This is a genomic window from Caballeronia sp. EK, from assembly GCF_014384845.1.
Taxonomy (GTDB): domain Bacteria; phylum Pseudomonadota; class Gammaproteobacteria; order Burkholderiales; family Burkholderiaceae; genus Caballeronia; species Caballeronia jiangsuensis.
On the sequence record NZ_JACSUE010000018.1, the window covers coordinates 48,375 to 64,079 of the forward strand.

Consider the following 15,705-nt stretch of genomic DNA (forward strand, 5'->3'; position numbering starts at 1 on the left):
CGCGAGGATTTTCATGACATCTCTCTCAGGAACTATGTTTTCTCGCAAGAAGCAAGTGCTTATTGACCGGTACGATGGAAATATCTCTGTGTCGCTGCGGTTGCCTGATTCTGCTGGTTCACCAGATTCGCTTGTAAATTCATGTTCATTGCGTTGAGCTTCGCCATGGCGCTCGACAACATGCCGTTCTCGCTGGAGATGCGGTTCTGCAAGTCTTGGGCATCTTTAACGTTGGTCGTTGTATCCACCTGCTGACTCAGCACGGACAGGTTGTTGAGGTGCGTCTGGACCTCGGAATACAGTGAGTCCCCACCCGCTAAAGCAGCCCGAACCGAATCTGTGCTCATTTTGTACGTCGTCGCATTTTGCGCATTAGGATCCGCGAACACGTCCTGCGGCATTGTGTTGATCAGCTTCTCGTAAAAGTTTTGCCTCGCACCAAAGGTGCCGCTCTGCTGTTGCGAAACTACCTCCTGCCACGATCCCGGTACAACCGATGCCGCGTTGATCGACTGATTCAATCCGATCGAACCACGACCATAGCTTCCGGTGACCGCTGCGTACTGATCTTTTAGAGTTTTGTACTGTTCCTGCAGTTGCGAAAGTTGCTGCTGGAGTTGAAGAAAGGTCGCGGCGTCGAACGTGGGGATGCCGGTCGCGGAAATTGGCACCGAAACGCTGAGTGACGCGCCTAGGGCGATGGCTAACAGAGTATTTCGCACGGTCCCGCTCCTTACCTTTTTAGGTTGTGGGTGTTCTCGGCGAGTGCGCGCTGCATAAAGACTGGTACCCATTGTTCCGGGTCGTCGGTCTTGAGCTCACTGATGATTCGCTCCATCAGCGCAACGCCCCTGTCGTTCGAGGAAAGGACAGGAATAAATTCACGCATATCAGACAGATCGAACCTGACCCGAATCGACTCGTTGCCGCGCCGTATCAAAAACTTGAAGCTCTCGGGCGGAGTGTCGTGAACGAAGTCGAACTCGCCGATCGTGAGGCCGAGACGGTCCACCAGATCGGTCTTGCTCGCCTCGCCGTTCGGAAGGAAAATCTTCGTTGCAGTTTGCTTCTGGATTGAATCGGTTTCGCAGTAGAGGTATTTCGCGTCGGGCGTGACGAAGATCAGCAGACCGTTCTTACGGCGGATCTGCATGATGTAGCTGTCAATCTTTTCGCGCCAGTACGCGTGCTTGACAAGGTTCTGACCTTCTTCCAGCACGAGGATGAACGGCTCGCCGTTCATGGACTGCTCGATGCGGTGGAACGGATAGCTCAAGACGACGGGCAGCTCGGGCCGAGCAACCCCGTCCTTGATAAGTTGCCGCATTTCGAAGCAGTAGTGCCGGCACTGCGTGAGGCTGATGCTGTCGTTCTCGTTGTCGAACACGCCCCAGTTGGCACCTGCTGAACCATTTGCGCCATGCCAGATTCGCATGTCCTTCGCGAGTTCGCCCTGACCAAAGCACCATGCAACGTTGCGCAAACGTCGGTCTTGGAAAGGCAAGACGTCGTAGTTCTCGGTGACTGCCCGCTTGAATCGCTCGATGTCGGCGGGAACGAGCGTTCCGCCATAGCACGTGCGCATCAGCGTCATCAATTCCACGAGGTACAGGCGATTCTCGGGGGAGTCGGGCAACTTGAAGGGATTCCAGCCGGTGTTTCCCTGAACCGACAGCGTGGTATGTGGCGCACCCATCGCTCGCATGAACACCTTCGCACCCTCGCGGTTATCAAACCAAAACACGCGAGGCCGGGCCTTGTCTGCCATGGCTATTAGTGCCGACAGTAGGGTGGTTTTCCCTGCTCCAGTGTCTGCGGTCAAGGCCAAATGGCCCGCGACCATCCCCTCCATTTCTCGATGGAAGTTGAAGTAGTAGGCGGTGCCGCTCTCTGTTTCGAAAGGCATGATCGCAGGCCCCCACAGGTTGCCGTCGATCTTTCCAGTCGCGTAGTTATGCAGCGATGCAAATCCAGCGAAGTTGCCTGACTTGATCTTCCCGCGCCGACCGATGAAGTGCTGCGCCTGGCCAGGAAGCTGCGACCAAAAAAAAGTCTCGACCGCAAACCATTCACGCACCGCCTTCACACCGAGGTTGACGAACGATTTCTTGAGCAACGCGACCGCGTTGTCAAGATCCGCAATCGTTTGCTTTCTGTTCTCAACAGGGTCGGCGTGCGACGTTGCGGCAGGCACATGGGCGAGGATCGTCAAATGATGGAGGCCGTTGACTGCTCGACCGCTCGTCAGATCGCGCAGCCCATCAGTGATTTCCTTTTTGTCCTCTTCTGCACCGCCGTCCCGGTCGTTGACAACGAGACGTCGCCGCTCTTGTTTCATATCGTGCTCGGCTGTAATACGGTCGCTGAAGAAAAACGACTGCGTGACGATGTACTCGACGGGTTGCTTCAAGAACTCGTTAAGCATGTTTGAGGGCGTGCGTGCTGGCCATTCCGCCATGCTCAGCATGGCACCGGCCCGCGTTGCGCTGAGGTTTTGCACGGCCATCATGTTGCCTACTACCTTGAAATCGAGCCAAGACACAGCAAGCGTCCGGTCGAGCTGCAGGTCCGTGATGGGTACACGTTCGTCTTCCAGATTGATCAGGTAGTGGAAAAACCCAGCAATCTCCGAATAGTCTTGGCCGAGATAGTCCTCTACGTCTTCGCGGTCGTACACTTGACACACGTCGTACTGAGTCTGAAACTCTTTCCAGCTTAGGTTGAATCGCCGGATCGCGACCTGAGCATCCGCCGCACTAACCTGTTCATTGAGAAACGCCGGTCGGCGCCGGACACACAGCTTTCGCGCACCGTAGCCGGACAGGGTCTGCACGACAAGATTCGTAGCTTCGTTCAGGTCCTTCGCTTGCTCTTCTAGGGAATCCACGTCGTCAGACGAAACCTTCGCACCTGAGGCGAGCGAGAAAACGCGGTCCAGCAGACCCGGTGCTCCTTGCCGAAAGCGATTCCGAACGATGCTGATGTAGATCTTGTTCACGTAGAACGATCGCTTCTCATACCGCTGCCGCCAAGCTGCGTTGAATCGCCGCGCAAACCACGTACCGCCATCACCTTCCGGGTACTGGTTCACCTTGCGACGAATCAGGTGAACGTAGACGCCGCGGTCGCTGTTCGCGATCGAACGCAACACGGTATTCCGTCGCCGTTCGAACTGCTTCATTTGGGTCGAACTAAACGAGTCGAAATACAGTCCATCAAGCTCAATAACCTGCACCAGACCATCATCTTTCGTGATGATGGTTTCGTCGTCGTAATGCACGGTATAAGGGATCATGTCGCTTGCAGCCATTTCCTTGTGGTCGAGGGCCGCCCCGTCCGGCAGCGGCATCGACAGCGACATGTCGAACTTCTCTTTCAGAACGTCAACGAGGCGCATAGCGTCGGCATCTCCAGAAGCGCTTGTTCGGGCAGGCCTTCAAATGCGTTGCGGCTGCCAAGATGTCGAACAAGTAAACGTCTTTGAGACAGATTAAATAACTAGCAAGCAGGAGGAAGGGGATGGCCATTGCGGGCAACACGGACCGCGAGATCATCGCGGCCATGCCCGGAATGTAGAAACTCATCGCCAGACTTGCGAGCGTCAATCCACCGACCATCGTGGGGCGAGTCATTGCAGCGACAAGCGCTTCCCCCTCATCGTCATGATATTCTTCGCCCACACTCATACGATCGTTCCGGCGGAGCGTGCCTTGAGATCAGATACGATGTTGGGAGCAAAGAAGACGAGGCCAATGCCGAGGCCCCAACCACCGAGCGTCATGAGATCGATGCGGCCGGTCTTCCAGCGGTATCCTTGGATTGCCAAGGTGATGATGCCGATGTAGTAGCCCCACTCGTAGATCAGCAATTGTGTGACTGATCTCAAGAAAGCTGTGATTCCGCCAAATGTTCCCGATGCGTCTTGAGCGTGTGCGAGCTGCGGAAGAAGGAGGAGGGCGATCGCACAGGCATTGGCGGTCAAGTCGAGTACCTGGCCCAGTCGATCGGCTTTCTGGGTTTCGGCGGCTTGGTTTGAGTTCTGCGTTTGCATTTTTGGCCCTCTCGTGAGCTGAACCTTAAGGTTCGTTAATTTTTGAATAAATTCAATAATTTATAAGTAGTACTAATATATGACTTGATCTTATCTCGTGATTGAAGAATTGATTAGTCGTGGTTTGTTTGATCGAACTCGCTTGTAGGGTCGGGCTGAGATTGAGTTGTTTCTCGCATACGGGTCCTCAGCTCAACAACCAATTGGGCGTTTCGAGATCGCTCTTCGGCTTTGGCGCGCGCGCTGAGCCACTCATTCAGCTCCTTGGGAATTCGATACTGTGATCGAACAGATTCGCCCATTCTCGCTCCCTCCGTTGGTGTCACTATATAGTGACCCATTGTCACTATACGACAGTGTCTGGGTAGTGTCAAATTTAACTATGGAAGATACCCACCGCTCTCAATATCGCTTGCCTTGGCCTCTGTACGAGGAGCTGAAGGCGGCTGCGGAGAAGAACCGCCGACCGCTGAATGCCGAGCTCGTAGCACGTCTTGAATCAACGTTTCCTCCGCTCTCGGCAGGCGCCGGCACCGAGATATCGACGTTGCACCTCACTATTTCTCGAATGTCCCTGGCTGAGCTCATGACGCCAGCCGAGATCACGATGTTTGCGCAACGAATGCTTGACATCGTGAATAACAACGGCGGCACCAATGACGCACCTCGCTAGTGCCTATGATCAGACAAAACATCGAAATTGTTCGTAATGTAGTGCCACTTAATTTGTAAGAGTTTGTGTCGCTCCTACGCATCTGTATTGCTGCTGTGCAGCGGGCCTTCGACGGCATTTATTGAACTATTCGAAAATGGTGCTGATTTTCATCGCAGATCGGGCCGAGGAGTGTCGCGACGGTCATTTGGAATGGACAACGTCAGAGTTCTACCCCTTGAGTGCCAGCACGTACAACGGCTTGACTGTGTCACCGAAAATGCGGAAAGAAACGGGACGACCAACCGGAGAGCGATCTTCGGTTACTTGCTGAATTGAGGACGGGCGCGATTTCGACCGGCAAAGCGTTGGGTCCGATCCTAAGAAGCGCGTACAGGCGCTTGAGCTTCATTGGCATGACTGGCTGCATGAGTCTGCTGCGGACGGCAACCTTCGCAAGAAGAAGTGCCCCGTTTATCGTACAGAAGTCGCCGCAGGGGCAGCGAGGCGACGCACTTCACAAAATGCGGCTCCGTCTTCAAGGCGAGCTTACGGCGCTCGAGTCGCGCGAAGATCGCTTCAGCTTCAAGTGGAGGCACGGCGGTCCGTCGCGCGGCCACCGCGGCGACGCGGGCATATCGTTGACTCCGGTACTGTTGCAGTGTCCGGCCCGTGCTGGAGCCACTAGTAACGCGGCGAGACAGAAGTATCGTGCGACGATAATGTCTGCATGCGCTACCTAACAGGTGCAGGATCCGGCGAGTCGACGGATCGGCATCGACAGTACGAGGGAAATGGAATGAGAAGGTCGGCGGAGAACAAGTTGCGAGTCGTTGCGGTCCGCATCGACCCGGTAATCGAGCAGCGCCTCCGAGTGCTGGCCGAGGTAACGGGACGCAAGCAGTCGTTTTTCTTGCAGCGAATGATCGAGGAGGGGATTGACGCGATGGAAGACAGTTGGCTGTCACCCGAGACGCTGGCCAAAGTTCGGAATGGCGAACTGTCGGATTTGGTTGGGGGGGACGGTACGACTTCAGATTTATTCGACCTGGAAGCGGCCGATACCGGATCAACGTAGATGCGGTTTCGTTGCCGCAGCCTGCAGCGATGAGTAGTGAGCAATAGAAATGGGAGAAGGGATGCACAAACAAGAATTAGTTGATGCAGTCGCATCCGAAGTTGGGATCAGCAAGAGCGCAGCGGAAGAGGCAATCGGAGCTGTGTTGGAGACGATCTCGACGGAGGTAGCGGCAGGAAACGCGGTTCAGCTCGTGGGGTTCGGCACGTTTGGCCGTGGAGAGCGCGCCGCACGAACGGGTCGTAATCCGGCAACAGGCGAAGCGATGAAAATTGCTGCAGCGAAGACCGTGAAATTCACGGCCGGCAAAGCATTCAAGGATGCGGTCAACCGGTCTTGACCTGGCGCGCGGTTGTTGTCGAGCCACTCAGAAAAGTTGGCCGACAAGCGGTTGCAGACTGGTGAGCTTGACAGCGCTCAGGCGCTCCGAGCCATCCGGATGAATCGATCTGATCATCACGCGTTGACCTCGTGCTCCACCCAAGACCTCGACGATGCGATCGCCATAGCGTGCGATGGTGCCGCGCGGCGGCTTTCGCCTCATGATGTTTCGTTTAGAAGAAGAGGGCATAGACAGATCTTGTAGCTGCGACGTCAATTCTACTTTCCAGGCGTTACGTCAACGCCGATGCGGTCTGCAAGGTCCAGCAGTTCCGCGTAAGCCGGCTCGTCTCTCAATAGATTTCGTGGGCTGCCGACCTGCTGCAGCGTCCCCTGCGGAACGCGATCACCAAACAGCACCACGGCGCGCGCCGTGTCGTCCTGGCGCGAGATCCAGGAGAGCCCTTGGATGTCTTCGTGTTTTGCATGAATGGCTTCAGCCCACCGACGCGTGTTCGGGTATTCGCTCTTCTCTGTGTCGATCAACTGCTTGCGTTGCACGCCGAGTTTGCGTAGCGCGACGCTGCTGAGGTCGGCAAGCTTTAGGTCGCGCTGGGCCTGCACCTGGGAATGCACTTGACCCTCGAGCTTGTCCTTGGCGTAATTCTTATAGCCAGGCGCGTGGGAGACGTCGTGGAACACCGATTCCATGGCGGCTGCGTCGAACGTGATCGCCGCGTAGATGGTCGGAATCGCGTTGCCTTTGTTATCGCGGATCGGACTGAAACGCGCATTGCCTTTCTTTCCCGGATTGAACTCGCCAGCTTGGTACTGATCGGAGTGCACCCGGTGCAGCACCTGCTTGCTGGTCAAAGTCCATGGCGTAACATGAAGTGTCGCCGGCGGCGCCGGAGTCGGCGCCGACGTTGAATTCGACTGGATCTCGCTGGCGTCACCATCGCCCGAAGGCGCGGCCGTACCTGCCGCTGACGAAGGCGTGCGGGGTTTAGCCATGCAAGACGCCTTCCACTTCGTCCTGGGCGGCGGCGACAATTTGCTCCGGTTCGACCGCAAGTACATCCTGAGGGCGTCGGCCGCCCAAGAAGCTGTTGGCCGAGAGGAACCAGTAGGCTAGCCCCCAACTATCCTTCTTGGCGCCGAAGACATCCAAAACGGGTTTGAGAGCCTTGCGCGGTCGCCATCCGGCCTCGGGATCGAGGCCGTAACCCGGAAAGTAGTCAATGCCGTTGTGGTGAATCGCGAAGATTCGACGCTCGCGTTTCCACTTGTTGGGCTGGGTGCTGGGATTGGTTGCGCTCAAACCAGCGAGTTCGGCGACCTTGGCCGCGGTCAGCCAGTCCGCTCCTTCCAGCACGGCCTTGCGCGAACGCGCGAGCATTGCTGCTTCTTTGAGTAGGTTCGGTGTCGGAGGCGTCTTGGGTACGATGGCATTGACCAAGGCCCTGAGCGTCTGCTCGTTCTGCTCGCTTAGAGTCTCGCCAATGAACGAGACGACGGTGGATAGCGCTTGGGCTAGCAGGACAGCCTGCTGAATACCCGCATGAGCCAGGGGCACCACGATGACCTGTTCAGCCTTGTGTTGCTCGAGCCGGGTTCGCACCTCCTGTGGGGTGCCTACCAGGGGAGCAAATTCGCTTGGTTCATGAAGAGCAGGCATGGCAGGCTCCTGGTTGATTATATAGGTGATCATTCTCAATGATATCCGATATAATCTCGTGTGTCACGATCGTCAACTGGCTGCTCGGCCGCTACATCGAACGTTGGAAGAAAAAACGCTGGTTCCCGGTTTCTGATGAGCGGCTTGAGAAAGCTCAACGGACCTATCAGCGTTTTGGGCGGTGGTCTCTTCTTCTCAGTTGGGCACCCGTGATCGGTGATCCACTCACGCTGCTTGCTGGAGTGATGCGTGAACCTTTCATGCGCTTCGCGGTGCTCGTCACGATCGCAGAACTTGGCCGATACCTCGTTTTAGTCGCAGTGACCGCCTCGTTTGTCTGGACCGCATTCACAGGGAGATCGCCGTTTGTTCTACCGACGAGACCGCCCGAACGTCGTCGGCGAACTTTGGGCTCGACGAAGGCGCGAACCGCGACAGGCTTTGCTGAACCCGCCGCAACGCCGTTCTCCAAAGTCTAATCTGCGCAGGCGTGAGCGACGTAGTAAGCGACTGCTGCGCCTCCGATCGCGGCGATCAGAATTGCGGCGATGATGACGGTGACGATCCCGCGGCATTTCATGGATATGCGCCGCGCGTGGGGGAATCGCGGCGCCCGTCGGGCCGAACGTGCTTCACTCTAGTGTCGATTGTTAGCATCGGCAAGACGAAATCTACACACTATCCTCCGGGCGAGGAATGACGACCGGCTAGACCGATAAGTGTCTTCGTGTTTCCAGACGCCAACTGACAGATCCAAGTCCGGCACTCCTCCCCCGTTTTGGGACCGGTAGACGTTCTGACGGGCAGCTGGAGCGACGCCGTGCGAACACTCCGGAAGCGCGGAGATCATGCATCATCCTATCCAGGGGGAAGGTTATAATCCCTGAGCTGCAATCGGAGAGGATGTGGCCCAGGCGCCAAAAAATCGAGGCTACTTTACCAAAGTGCCGTCATGGTTTGCCCTGTACATTTGCGGCCTAGTCGGACGGTCTCTGTCTTCCCGCCGAGAGCACATCGAACGTACTCGGGGCCAGCAAACGCCGGCGCAACGCGGACCTTTCACCTCGGAATGCTTCACACCCGCTCCAGGGAATTCCCGTGGATGGAAAGAACATAAAGGATATCCGAACGTGTCAGATATTGTAGGATTGATCACTCAACCTCGCAGCAACCGCCTTGAACAGCCTTCATCTCAAGAGCGCATTGCAGAAACGCTGCAGTCGGTTATTTTTTCTGATCCAGCTTCTGTCCAACAAGCTCGTGACAACATCTGCAGAGCGTTGGGGGACGCCTTGGGCGATCACCTATTTGAACACGGCGCCAAGCAAAGCGGCCTGCAGCAAGTCGCGACGCTCGCGCTGGCCCGGGAGGCGCAGCGTCAGGGCTATGGCGACGTCCTGGGACTAACGTCGCACGATCTGCGGATGGCGCAAGTCATACTGGTCTCGCACCTTTCGCCGGTGGCGGTAAAGGCATTCGTGCACGGAGAACTTAACCAAGGTCATGACGTCAGGACGCTGGAGTTTCGCTTTGAATCCGGCCGTCCGATCGACATTCTGATGACGCTGAGCTTCCCTGAACCGAACCTCGGCTATGAGCTCAAGGACCTGCCCGGCGGAGGCGAGCAGCTCATTTCATCACTGGTCGCGACAGCGATTAACGAAGCACGCGATCTTGATCCAGCCGAGCTTGATTGGGAAATTCAGGTTGCAGTGACAAAGTTCAATTCATCACCGCAGACCAAGTTACCGGACGAAATGCTGCAGAAAATTCAAAGCTATATGCCTAGCCGCGACTTGGATGCGATGCGCTGCGTCGACAGGAAGCATTCAGCCTTCGACGCTCGCGAAGTGGCGACAGCTCAAGAGTTGACTAAGCGGGCCGCCAACGTGAGAAGTAAAGAAGCCTTTGAGGCAGTCTTCAAGGACATTCAGAAGCTGTCGCCCGGGTATCGGCAAAAACCGCTGGCCGCACTTATCAAGCCAACGCAATCGCTACCTGGAGAGCAGCAGCCGATATGCTTCAATCGGGTCTTAGCTGCTGCTGAGCAGCTCAGCTCGGCTGACAGAGCCCGATTGCTGACCGTCCTGGCCGGCAAGGTCGGCTGGCTGTACGTTGAATATAGCGAGGACCTCTTTCAGCGTATTTTGAGTGCCGTTGAGCAGCTCAAGATCGAACACCAAGGTGAAGCATTAGTTGGACTCGCCGACGAGATTGTACTGCTTCCTACTAAAGAGACGCGGAAGGTAGTGTTCGATCGTATTCTGGAAAATAGTGAGCAACTCAAGGTCCCCGACCGAGAGGTTGTGCTGCATACGCTTTTCAGAAGCACATCTGGGCTTCCTCCGGAGACTCATATCACATCGTGTAACCAGATCCTCGATGCGGTTGAGCGACTCGACAAGTGCAACCAAGGTCAGGCTTTGATCGTAGTCGCGCGCATAGTCTCTGCCGAGCGGTCAGCCGGAATCGTTAATAAGGAGAAAATCGTCCCTCGCTTGTGCGCAATGGCGGAGAAGCTCAGTTCGCCTGACCGGCAACAAATCAGCAACGCGCTCGCTCAAGGCAGCAGCGGCGGGCGCCAATCGACCAGTTTATCAGCTTACAGCTACTCCGACTCCGTCCAGATGTCGATCTACTAAAATTGACCCTGGGGGTGCGGACAAAATCTTGGACTACCTGGAGGTAGTTCATGTTCTCATACGAAGATCGCATTCGAGCGGTTCGACTTTAGTTGAAGCTGGGCAAGCGCATCGGAGCTACCATTCGGCAGTTGGGCTATCCGACCAAGAACTCTCTCAAGGCCTGGCATCGCGAATACGAGCAGTGCCACGATCTACGGGCGGGCTATGTTTGTTCAAGGCCGAGGTATTCCGATGAGCAGAAGAAGGTGGCTGTCAATCATTATTTGAGTCATGGCCGCTGTGCTGCCGCAACTTTGAGGGCTTTGGGTTATCCGAGTCGCGAGACGCTCGCGGCCTGGATCGAAGAATTGCGTCCAGAAATCAAAAAACGTAATGTTGGCCGAGCCGCTGGAAGCGTTCCAAAATCACAAAAGGTAAAGCAGGCAGCAGTCATTGGATTGTGCACCAGAGACCAAAGCGCACGCGTGGTTGCCGAGAAAGCCGGTGTGAGCCGGCCAACGCTGTATAACTGGAAGAATCAGCTACTCGGTCGAGAGGTTCCGGCATCTATGAAACGCAAAAAGAAACCAGCATCAGACCATCAGCGTGCGGAGCTGGAACAACAGGTCGAATCGCTTCGATGCGACATCCGACAGCTGCAGCTTGAGCACGATAGTCTGAAGAAGGCGAACGAACTGATAAAAAGGGGATGGGCATCAGCCCGCAGCTCCCGAGCAACCGGGAGAAGACGATGCTGGTTGATGCCCTGAAACAGACCTATGCGTTGCCGAAGCTGTTAGCCGCTTTGGCTCTTGCCAGCAGTTCTTACTTCTATCACCGTGCACGGCTGTTGGTTGCTGACAAGAATGCTGACGCGCGTCGCGTCATCGCGGACAGCTTCGAACTCAATCACCGTTGCTACGGTTATCGTCGGATTCGCTCGGCATTGATCAGGCAACAGGTCTTCATCTCGGAGAAGGTTGTGCGTCGTTTGATGCGACAGGAAGGTCTGGCCGCTGCCACGACCAGGCGACGTCGTTACCGCTCCTATCGTGGAGAAATTAGCCCTGCGCCGGAGAACATCATTAATCGCGACTTCTACGCCGCCGCTCCTAATCAGAAATGGCTCACGGACCTTACCGAATTCCAGATCCCGGCAGGCAAAGTGTATTTGTCGCCGGTTATCGACTGCTTCGATGGTCTCGTTGTGAGCTGGTCAATCGGTACGCGGCCGGACGCCGAACTCGTCAACACCATGCTGGATTCGGGAATCGATTCAGTGGCTGGCTGCATGGAGCGGCCCGTCGTTCACTCGGATCGTGGCGCACACTATCGCTGGCCAGGATGGCTCTCGCGTATGCAGGCTGCCAGACTGATTCGGTCGATGTCGCGCAAAGGATGTTCGCCGGATAATGCAGCCTGCGAGGTTTTCTTCGGGCGACTCAAGACCGAGTTGTTCTATCCTCGTGATTGGCGAGCTACGACCATTGATCAATTCATCGAAATTGTTGACTCGTACATTCGTTGGTACAACGCAAAACGGATCAAACTCTCGCTCGGCTCCCTGAGCCCGGTCGAATACCGGCAGAGTCTTGGAATCGCGGCATAACTCAGTCCAAGATTTAGCCGCATCCCCCATTCGATACCCTGTTGTCCGAGCGCACGTGGGTGGGCGCACTGGTGCGCTGGTACAACGAGGAGGATCGTCACAGCGCGATCCGGTTCGTGACGCCGGCGCAGCGTCATGCCAACCTCGATCAGGACATTCTGGATCGACGCGCGGCGCTCTACGAGAATGCCCGGCAATGCAATCCGCTTCGATGGAAAGCCCGTACGCGCAACTGGCAACGCGTCGATGCTGTGCACCTGAACCCGGATCGAATCGACAACCAGAGCGACGCTCCACAACACCGAAATCAAGACAGAGAGGCTGCCTGAAATCTAATCGTTGAGGCGACAACTACCTTGACGATTTCCGCGGCTCGAGATGGGCCGCCAGCGGCTCAACACTTTTACGCGCGATCAGCAGCATCAGCCCCTGAAAATAGCGCACCTGAACGGCGCGACGATCACTGTGTCCAAATGCCTCGCGGAGGTGTTCCAGGTACTCGTCGAACGATGATTTCCAGTCCATCGCCTCCTCATGCAAAGGATGAAGAAGCTCATATAATGCCAAGAAATTTATGGCACAGTAGTACTAGATCTCCCGCAGTTCGCGAAGACTCCGATTCACAAGGGGACTTTATCCGATGATTTTGGCCGTAGCTCCAGCGAGGTGTTCCGACTCATGCCGACGTCACTCTTCACTTCCTCATCTATACATTCAAGACAATCGCCATCATCAAGTTGACCCTCCCATTTCGCAATCACGGCTGTTGCGATGGAATTGCCGACCGCGTTAGTGGCGGAGCGTCCCATGTCGAGAAACACGTCGACCGCCATGATCAAGACTAATCCTGCCTCAGGCAAGTTGAATTGGTTTAGCGTCGCTGCGATTACGACAAGCGAAGCGCGAGGCACACCTGCCATTCCCTTTGACGTCACCATTAGCAGAAGGAGCATCGTGATTTGCGTTCCGAGCGACAGATCAATGCCATATACCTGTGCGATAAATAGCACCGCGAACGTGCAATACATCATGGATCCGTCAAGATTGAAGGAGTAGCCCATGGGAAGCACGAAGCTCGAGATCTTCCGATTCACTCCGAAGCGGTCAAGGGCGTCGAGCAGCTTCGGATAAGCCGCTTCGGAACTTGCTGTCGCAAACGACAAGAAAAACGGATCGCGAATCAGGCGAATTAGCACGCTTACGCGTCTGCCTAGAAACAGTAGGCCTGCCAGTGCAAGGAGCCCCCAAAGCAGTGCCAAGGCCAGATAGAAGCTGGCGATGAATCTCGCTAACCCGACCAGAACGTCTAGTCCTCCTGTCGAGACCGTCGCCGCTAGCGAAGCGAAGACCGCGATCGGCGCGAACCACATCACGGTACTCGTGACCTGCAGCATGACTTGCGCGACATCGTCGATCACTCGAGTCAAACGCCGGCCTGCTTCGCCGAGCGCCGCCAAAGCTGTCCCCAAAAAGATTGAAAATATGACGACCTGCAAGACTTCATTGTTCGCCATTGCTTCAACGATTGACCGTGGCACAAGGTGGACGACGAACTCCTTTAACGTGAGCGCGTTTGTCTTCAAGGCGAGGTCTCCGTCCGACTTCGGGAACTCAATACTCTGACCACCTCCCGGCTCCAAGATCGTGGCGACCAAGAGACCCGTCAATAAGGATGTAAATGATGCGACACTAAACCAGCCAAATGCCCTGACACCGACTCGACCAACGGCGTTACCATCGCCCATCTGCGCGATACCTACAGTCAATGTTGCGAATACCAGGGGCGCAATGACCATCTTGACGAGTCGAAGAAACACCTCGTTCAGAAGCGATAGATAACCAGCGATCTCCTTGGTTACTCCGGAATCGTGAATTGCACTGTGACATGCATAACCCGCTGCGATGCCAAGCATTGTCGCGACGATAATGTATTTAGTGATATTGCGCTTTCGTTTCATTTGCAAACCAAAATTATATGTGTAGTCAAATTAACGGAATGAGTCGCCGGCGTCGGACTTTGGATTCAAATATATAGCGTTATACCTGGAGAAAAATTGAACTATTATCCCTCACAAAGAGCGTGTGCATCCTGTTTTATAAGGACACGAACAAACATCATGCTCAACGAGGCATTAAGACGGTAGCCAACAGTAATAAGCGGCGTGGGGTCTACTCTGATCGTGGGGTCACTATCGCTGGCCCGGATGGCTGTCACGAATACGTGATGCCAAACTAGTTTGCTCGATGTCACGCAAAGGATGCTCACACGATAACGCGGCCTGCGAACGCTTCTTCGCGTCGGATCAAAACAGAATGGTTCCATCCGCGGGATTGGCAGACTACGGCCGTCGAACAATTCGTCGAGGTTCTTGACTTTTACACATTGGTATAACGCAAGGCGGATCAAGGTCTCGTTAGGCGCTCTCAGCCCGTTCGAATACCGGGAGAGTTTGTGAATGGCAGCATAAACCAGTCCGAGGATTTAGCCGCACCCCCGCGGCCGGGGCTATAATCTGACCAGCCTTGATCAGTCGAACTCCGTTCCGCTCGAACTCGAGAGTGTACCGCGCCCGCTTCGTTTGCTGATCCTCTTAACTGACCCTGCTTCAGTTTAAACACTCAGCATGGGGTTCGTTTTTCGGCGCAAGCTCGTATCCACGACGGCTCAGAAAATCGGCGCCCCACTGTGATCTCGCGTAAAAACTTACTCGATGACGTGGGACTTAAGTTGAGAGCATTGGCTCGCGCCCCACCTTCCTTATGGCGAAATTCCGCACTACTCTTTAGCAGGTTGAGATTCCCATGCATTAATTTCTTGCCGTAAGCGCTCGCCGAATTGCTCCAAGCTCATACCCTGAATATAGGACACAATCTGGGAATCGACGCTAATACACAGAAGAGATTCTGGACCGAATGCACGGGGCTCCTCGGCAACCTTCAAACTCATACCTTCAATTTTGGTTTCCACATAGTGGAAGCCCGGTTGATATTCAACACCACCCGCATTCTCTCCCCTCTCAATTCTGGCATGTAGATCAGTGATGGCGCCACGAATTAATTCAGCCTGTTTTTCAATTAAAGAAATCTTTAATAACGCATAGATTCCGAAGGTGAAAATTGAAAGGATGAAATCTTTAAAAGATCCAACATTTTTGAGATCGACCGCATTGGCAATCATCCTTGGGGGCGCACCCGCACCGACATATGGGTTCGCGCCGACTTGCGCTTCTTTCATTTTTCTGAATGTTCGGACTATCGTTGAAGTTGACACTACCGTCATATACGATTCCTGTTTTCTATTAACGAGAGCGATTTCTGCGATTATTTAAGTCTTCAACTTACCGTCATTTGTTTGTGAAGTAAGTCAAAATCATACCATTTGTTTCTTCAGCGACTCCAGACGCTTCTTCGCGGCATGAATCTCAGCATCTTGGCCTGATAAACTACATTCGTGCATGCACTCTTCAAGCCGACTGGCGATTGACATCATCGAGACTTCGAAGAACTCGAAATTCTCTTGAGTCGGACTAATTTTGTTGAGTTCGTTTAAGCGTCCTTTGCACCCAACACCCAACACCCAACACCCAACACCCAACACCCAACACCCAACACCCAACACCCAACACCCAACACCCAACACCCAACACCCAACACCCAACACCCAACACCCAACACCCAACACCCAACACCCA

The 15,705-nt window shown here is 54.9% G+C and carries 15 protein-coding genes and 3 pseudogenes; 8 read left to right on the top strand and 10 right to left on the bottom strand.

The features are described 5' to 3' along the window. Window positions 1-59: 59 nt before the first annotated feature. From IAG25_RS34785 to IAG25_RS34800, 4 genes are read right to left on the bottom strand one after another with little or no spacing between them, the layout of a single operon-like run. On the bottom strand, window positions 60-722 hold the full coding sequence (locus tag IAG25_RS34785) for a type IV secretion system protein (protein ID WP_187608911.1): 663 nt from the start codon (window positions 720-722) through the stop codon (window positions 60-62). Window positions 723-733: 11 nt separating this feature from the next. Beyond that, entirely contained in the window at window positions 734-3,397 is a 2,664-nt protein-coding gene (locus tag IAG25_RS34790; protein WP_222946784.1) for a type VI secretion protein, read from the bottom strand. After that, a complete protein-coding gene (locus IAG25_RS34795) occupies window positions 3,384-3,686 on the bottom strand; it encodes a VirB3 family type IV secretion system protein (RefSeq protein ID WP_187608912.1) in 303 nt (100 codons plus the stop codon). Before IAG25_RS34795 ends, IAG25_RS34790 begins: the two co-directional genes overlap by 14 nt. Continuing rightward, window positions 3,683-4,051, bottom strand: a complete 369-nt coding sequence (locus IAG25_RS34800) for a TrbC/VirB2 family protein (protein WP_014253264.1) — start codon at window positions 4,049-4,051, stop codon at window positions 3,683-3,685. Before IAG25_RS34800 ends, IAG25_RS34795 begins: the two co-directional genes overlap by 4 nt. A 382-nt stretch (window positions 4,052-4,433) precedes the next feature. On the opposite strand from IAG25_RS34800, the gene IAG25_RS34805 reads away from it, so the two are divergent. From IAG25_RS34805 to IAG25_RS34815, 3 genes are all read left to right on the top strand, one after another. Then, a complete protein-coding gene (locus IAG25_RS34805; RefSeq protein ID WP_041733691.1) occupies window positions 4,434-4,724 on the top strand; it encodes an Arc family DNA-binding protein in 291 nt (96 codons plus the stop codon). Window positions 4,725-5,433: 709 nt separating this feature from the next. Then, window positions 5,434-5,781, top strand: coding sequence for a hypothetical protein (locus tag IAG25_RS34810; protein ID WP_375336557.1), 348 nt, complete (start codon window positions 5,434-5,436; stop codon window positions 5,779-5,781). Window positions 5,782-5,842: 61 nt separating this feature from the next. Beyond that, entirely contained in the window at window positions 5,843-6,121 is a 279-nt protein-coding gene (locus tag IAG25_RS34815) for an HU family DNA-binding protein (protein ID WP_187608913.1), read from the top strand. 260 nt (window positions 6,122-6,381) lie between these two features. On the opposite strand, the gene IAG25_RS34820 is transcribed toward IAG25_RS34815, so the two are convergent. Both IAG25_RS34820 and IAG25_RS34825 read right to left on the bottom strand, forming a co-directional pair. Continuing rightward, on the bottom strand, window positions 6,382-7,116 hold the full coding sequence (locus IAG25_RS34820; RefSeq protein ID WP_187608914.1) for an RES family NAD+ phosphorylase: 735 nt from the start codon (window positions 7,114-7,116) through the stop codon (window positions 6,382-6,384). After that, window positions 7,109-7,780, bottom strand: coding sequence for a hypothetical protein (locus tag IAG25_RS34825; RefSeq protein ID WP_187608915.1), 672 nt, complete (start codon window positions 7,778-7,780; stop codon window positions 7,109-7,111). The genes IAG25_RS34820 and IAG25_RS34825 overlap by 8 nt, the downstream gene beginning before the upstream one ends. A 71-nt stretch (window positions 7,781-7,851) precedes the next feature. Between IAG25_RS34825 and IAG25_RS42300 the strand changes: the two are divergent. The 4 genes and pseudogenes from IAG25_RS42300 to IAG25_RS34845 all read left to right on the top strand — a co-directional run. Further along, window positions 7,852-8,094, top strand: a pseudogene (locus IAG25_RS42300) (YqaA family protein); the annotation flags it as partial. 816 nt (window positions 8,095-8,910) lie between these two features. Then, window positions 8,911-10,422 (top strand): hypothetical protein, encoded by a 1,512-nt coding sequence (locus tag IAG25_RS34835; RefSeq protein ID WP_187608917.1) that lies wholly within the window; start codon window positions 8,911-8,913, stop codon window positions 10,420-10,422. A gap of 92 nt (window positions 10,423-10,514) precedes the next feature. Next, a protein-coding gene (locus tag IAG25_RS34840; RefSeq protein WP_375336558.1) for an IS3 family transposase occupies window positions 10,515-12,013 on the top strand; the annotation gives its coding sequence in 2 pieces (ribosomal slippage) (window positions 10,515-11,103 and window positions 11,103-12,013; 1,500 coding nt in all). Window positions 12,014-12,054: 41 nt separating this feature from the next. Continuing rightward, window positions 12,055-12,342: a hypothetical protein gene (locus IAG25_RS34845; protein WP_222946785.1), complete on the top strand. Its 288-nt coding sequence runs from the start codon at window positions 12,055-12,057 to the stop codon at window positions 12,340-12,342. A gap of 28 nt (window positions 12,343-12,370) precedes the next feature. Here IAG25_RS34845 and IAG25_RS34850 read toward each other — a convergent pair. Both IAG25_RS34850 and IAG25_RS34855 read right to left on the bottom strand, forming a co-directional pair. After that, window positions 12,371-12,538, bottom strand: a pseudogene (locus tag IAG25_RS34850) (IS701 family transposase); the annotation flags it as partial. Window positions 12,539-12,633: 95 nt separating this feature from the next. Continuing rightward, window positions 12,634-13,971 carry a dicarboxylate/amino acid:cation symporter gene (locus IAG25_RS34855; protein WP_187608920.1) on the bottom strand — a complete coding sequence of 446 codons (1,338 nt, stop codon included), beginning with the start codon at window positions 13,969-13,971 and terminating at the stop codon, window positions 12,634-12,636. 173 nt (window positions 13,972-14,144) lie between these two features. Here IAG25_RS34855 and IAG25_RS34860 point away from each other — a divergent pair. Then, window positions 14,145-14,469, top strand: a pseudogene (locus IAG25_RS34860) (transposase); the annotation flags it as partial. 320 nt (window positions 14,470-14,789) lie between these two features. On the opposite strand, the gene IAG25_RS34865 reads toward IAG25_RS34860, so the two are convergent. Next, complete coding sequence (locus IAG25_RS34865) at window positions 14,790-15,248, bottom strand: hypothetical protein (RefSeq protein WP_187608921.1); 459 nt, start codon at window positions 15,246-15,248, stop codon at window positions 14,790-14,792. Window positions 15,249-15,383: 135 nt separating this feature from the next. Beyond that, on the bottom strand, window positions 15,384-15,705 hold a 322-nt coding region (locus IAG25_RS41245; protein ID WP_222946786.1), incomplete at its 5' end, for a hypothetical protein.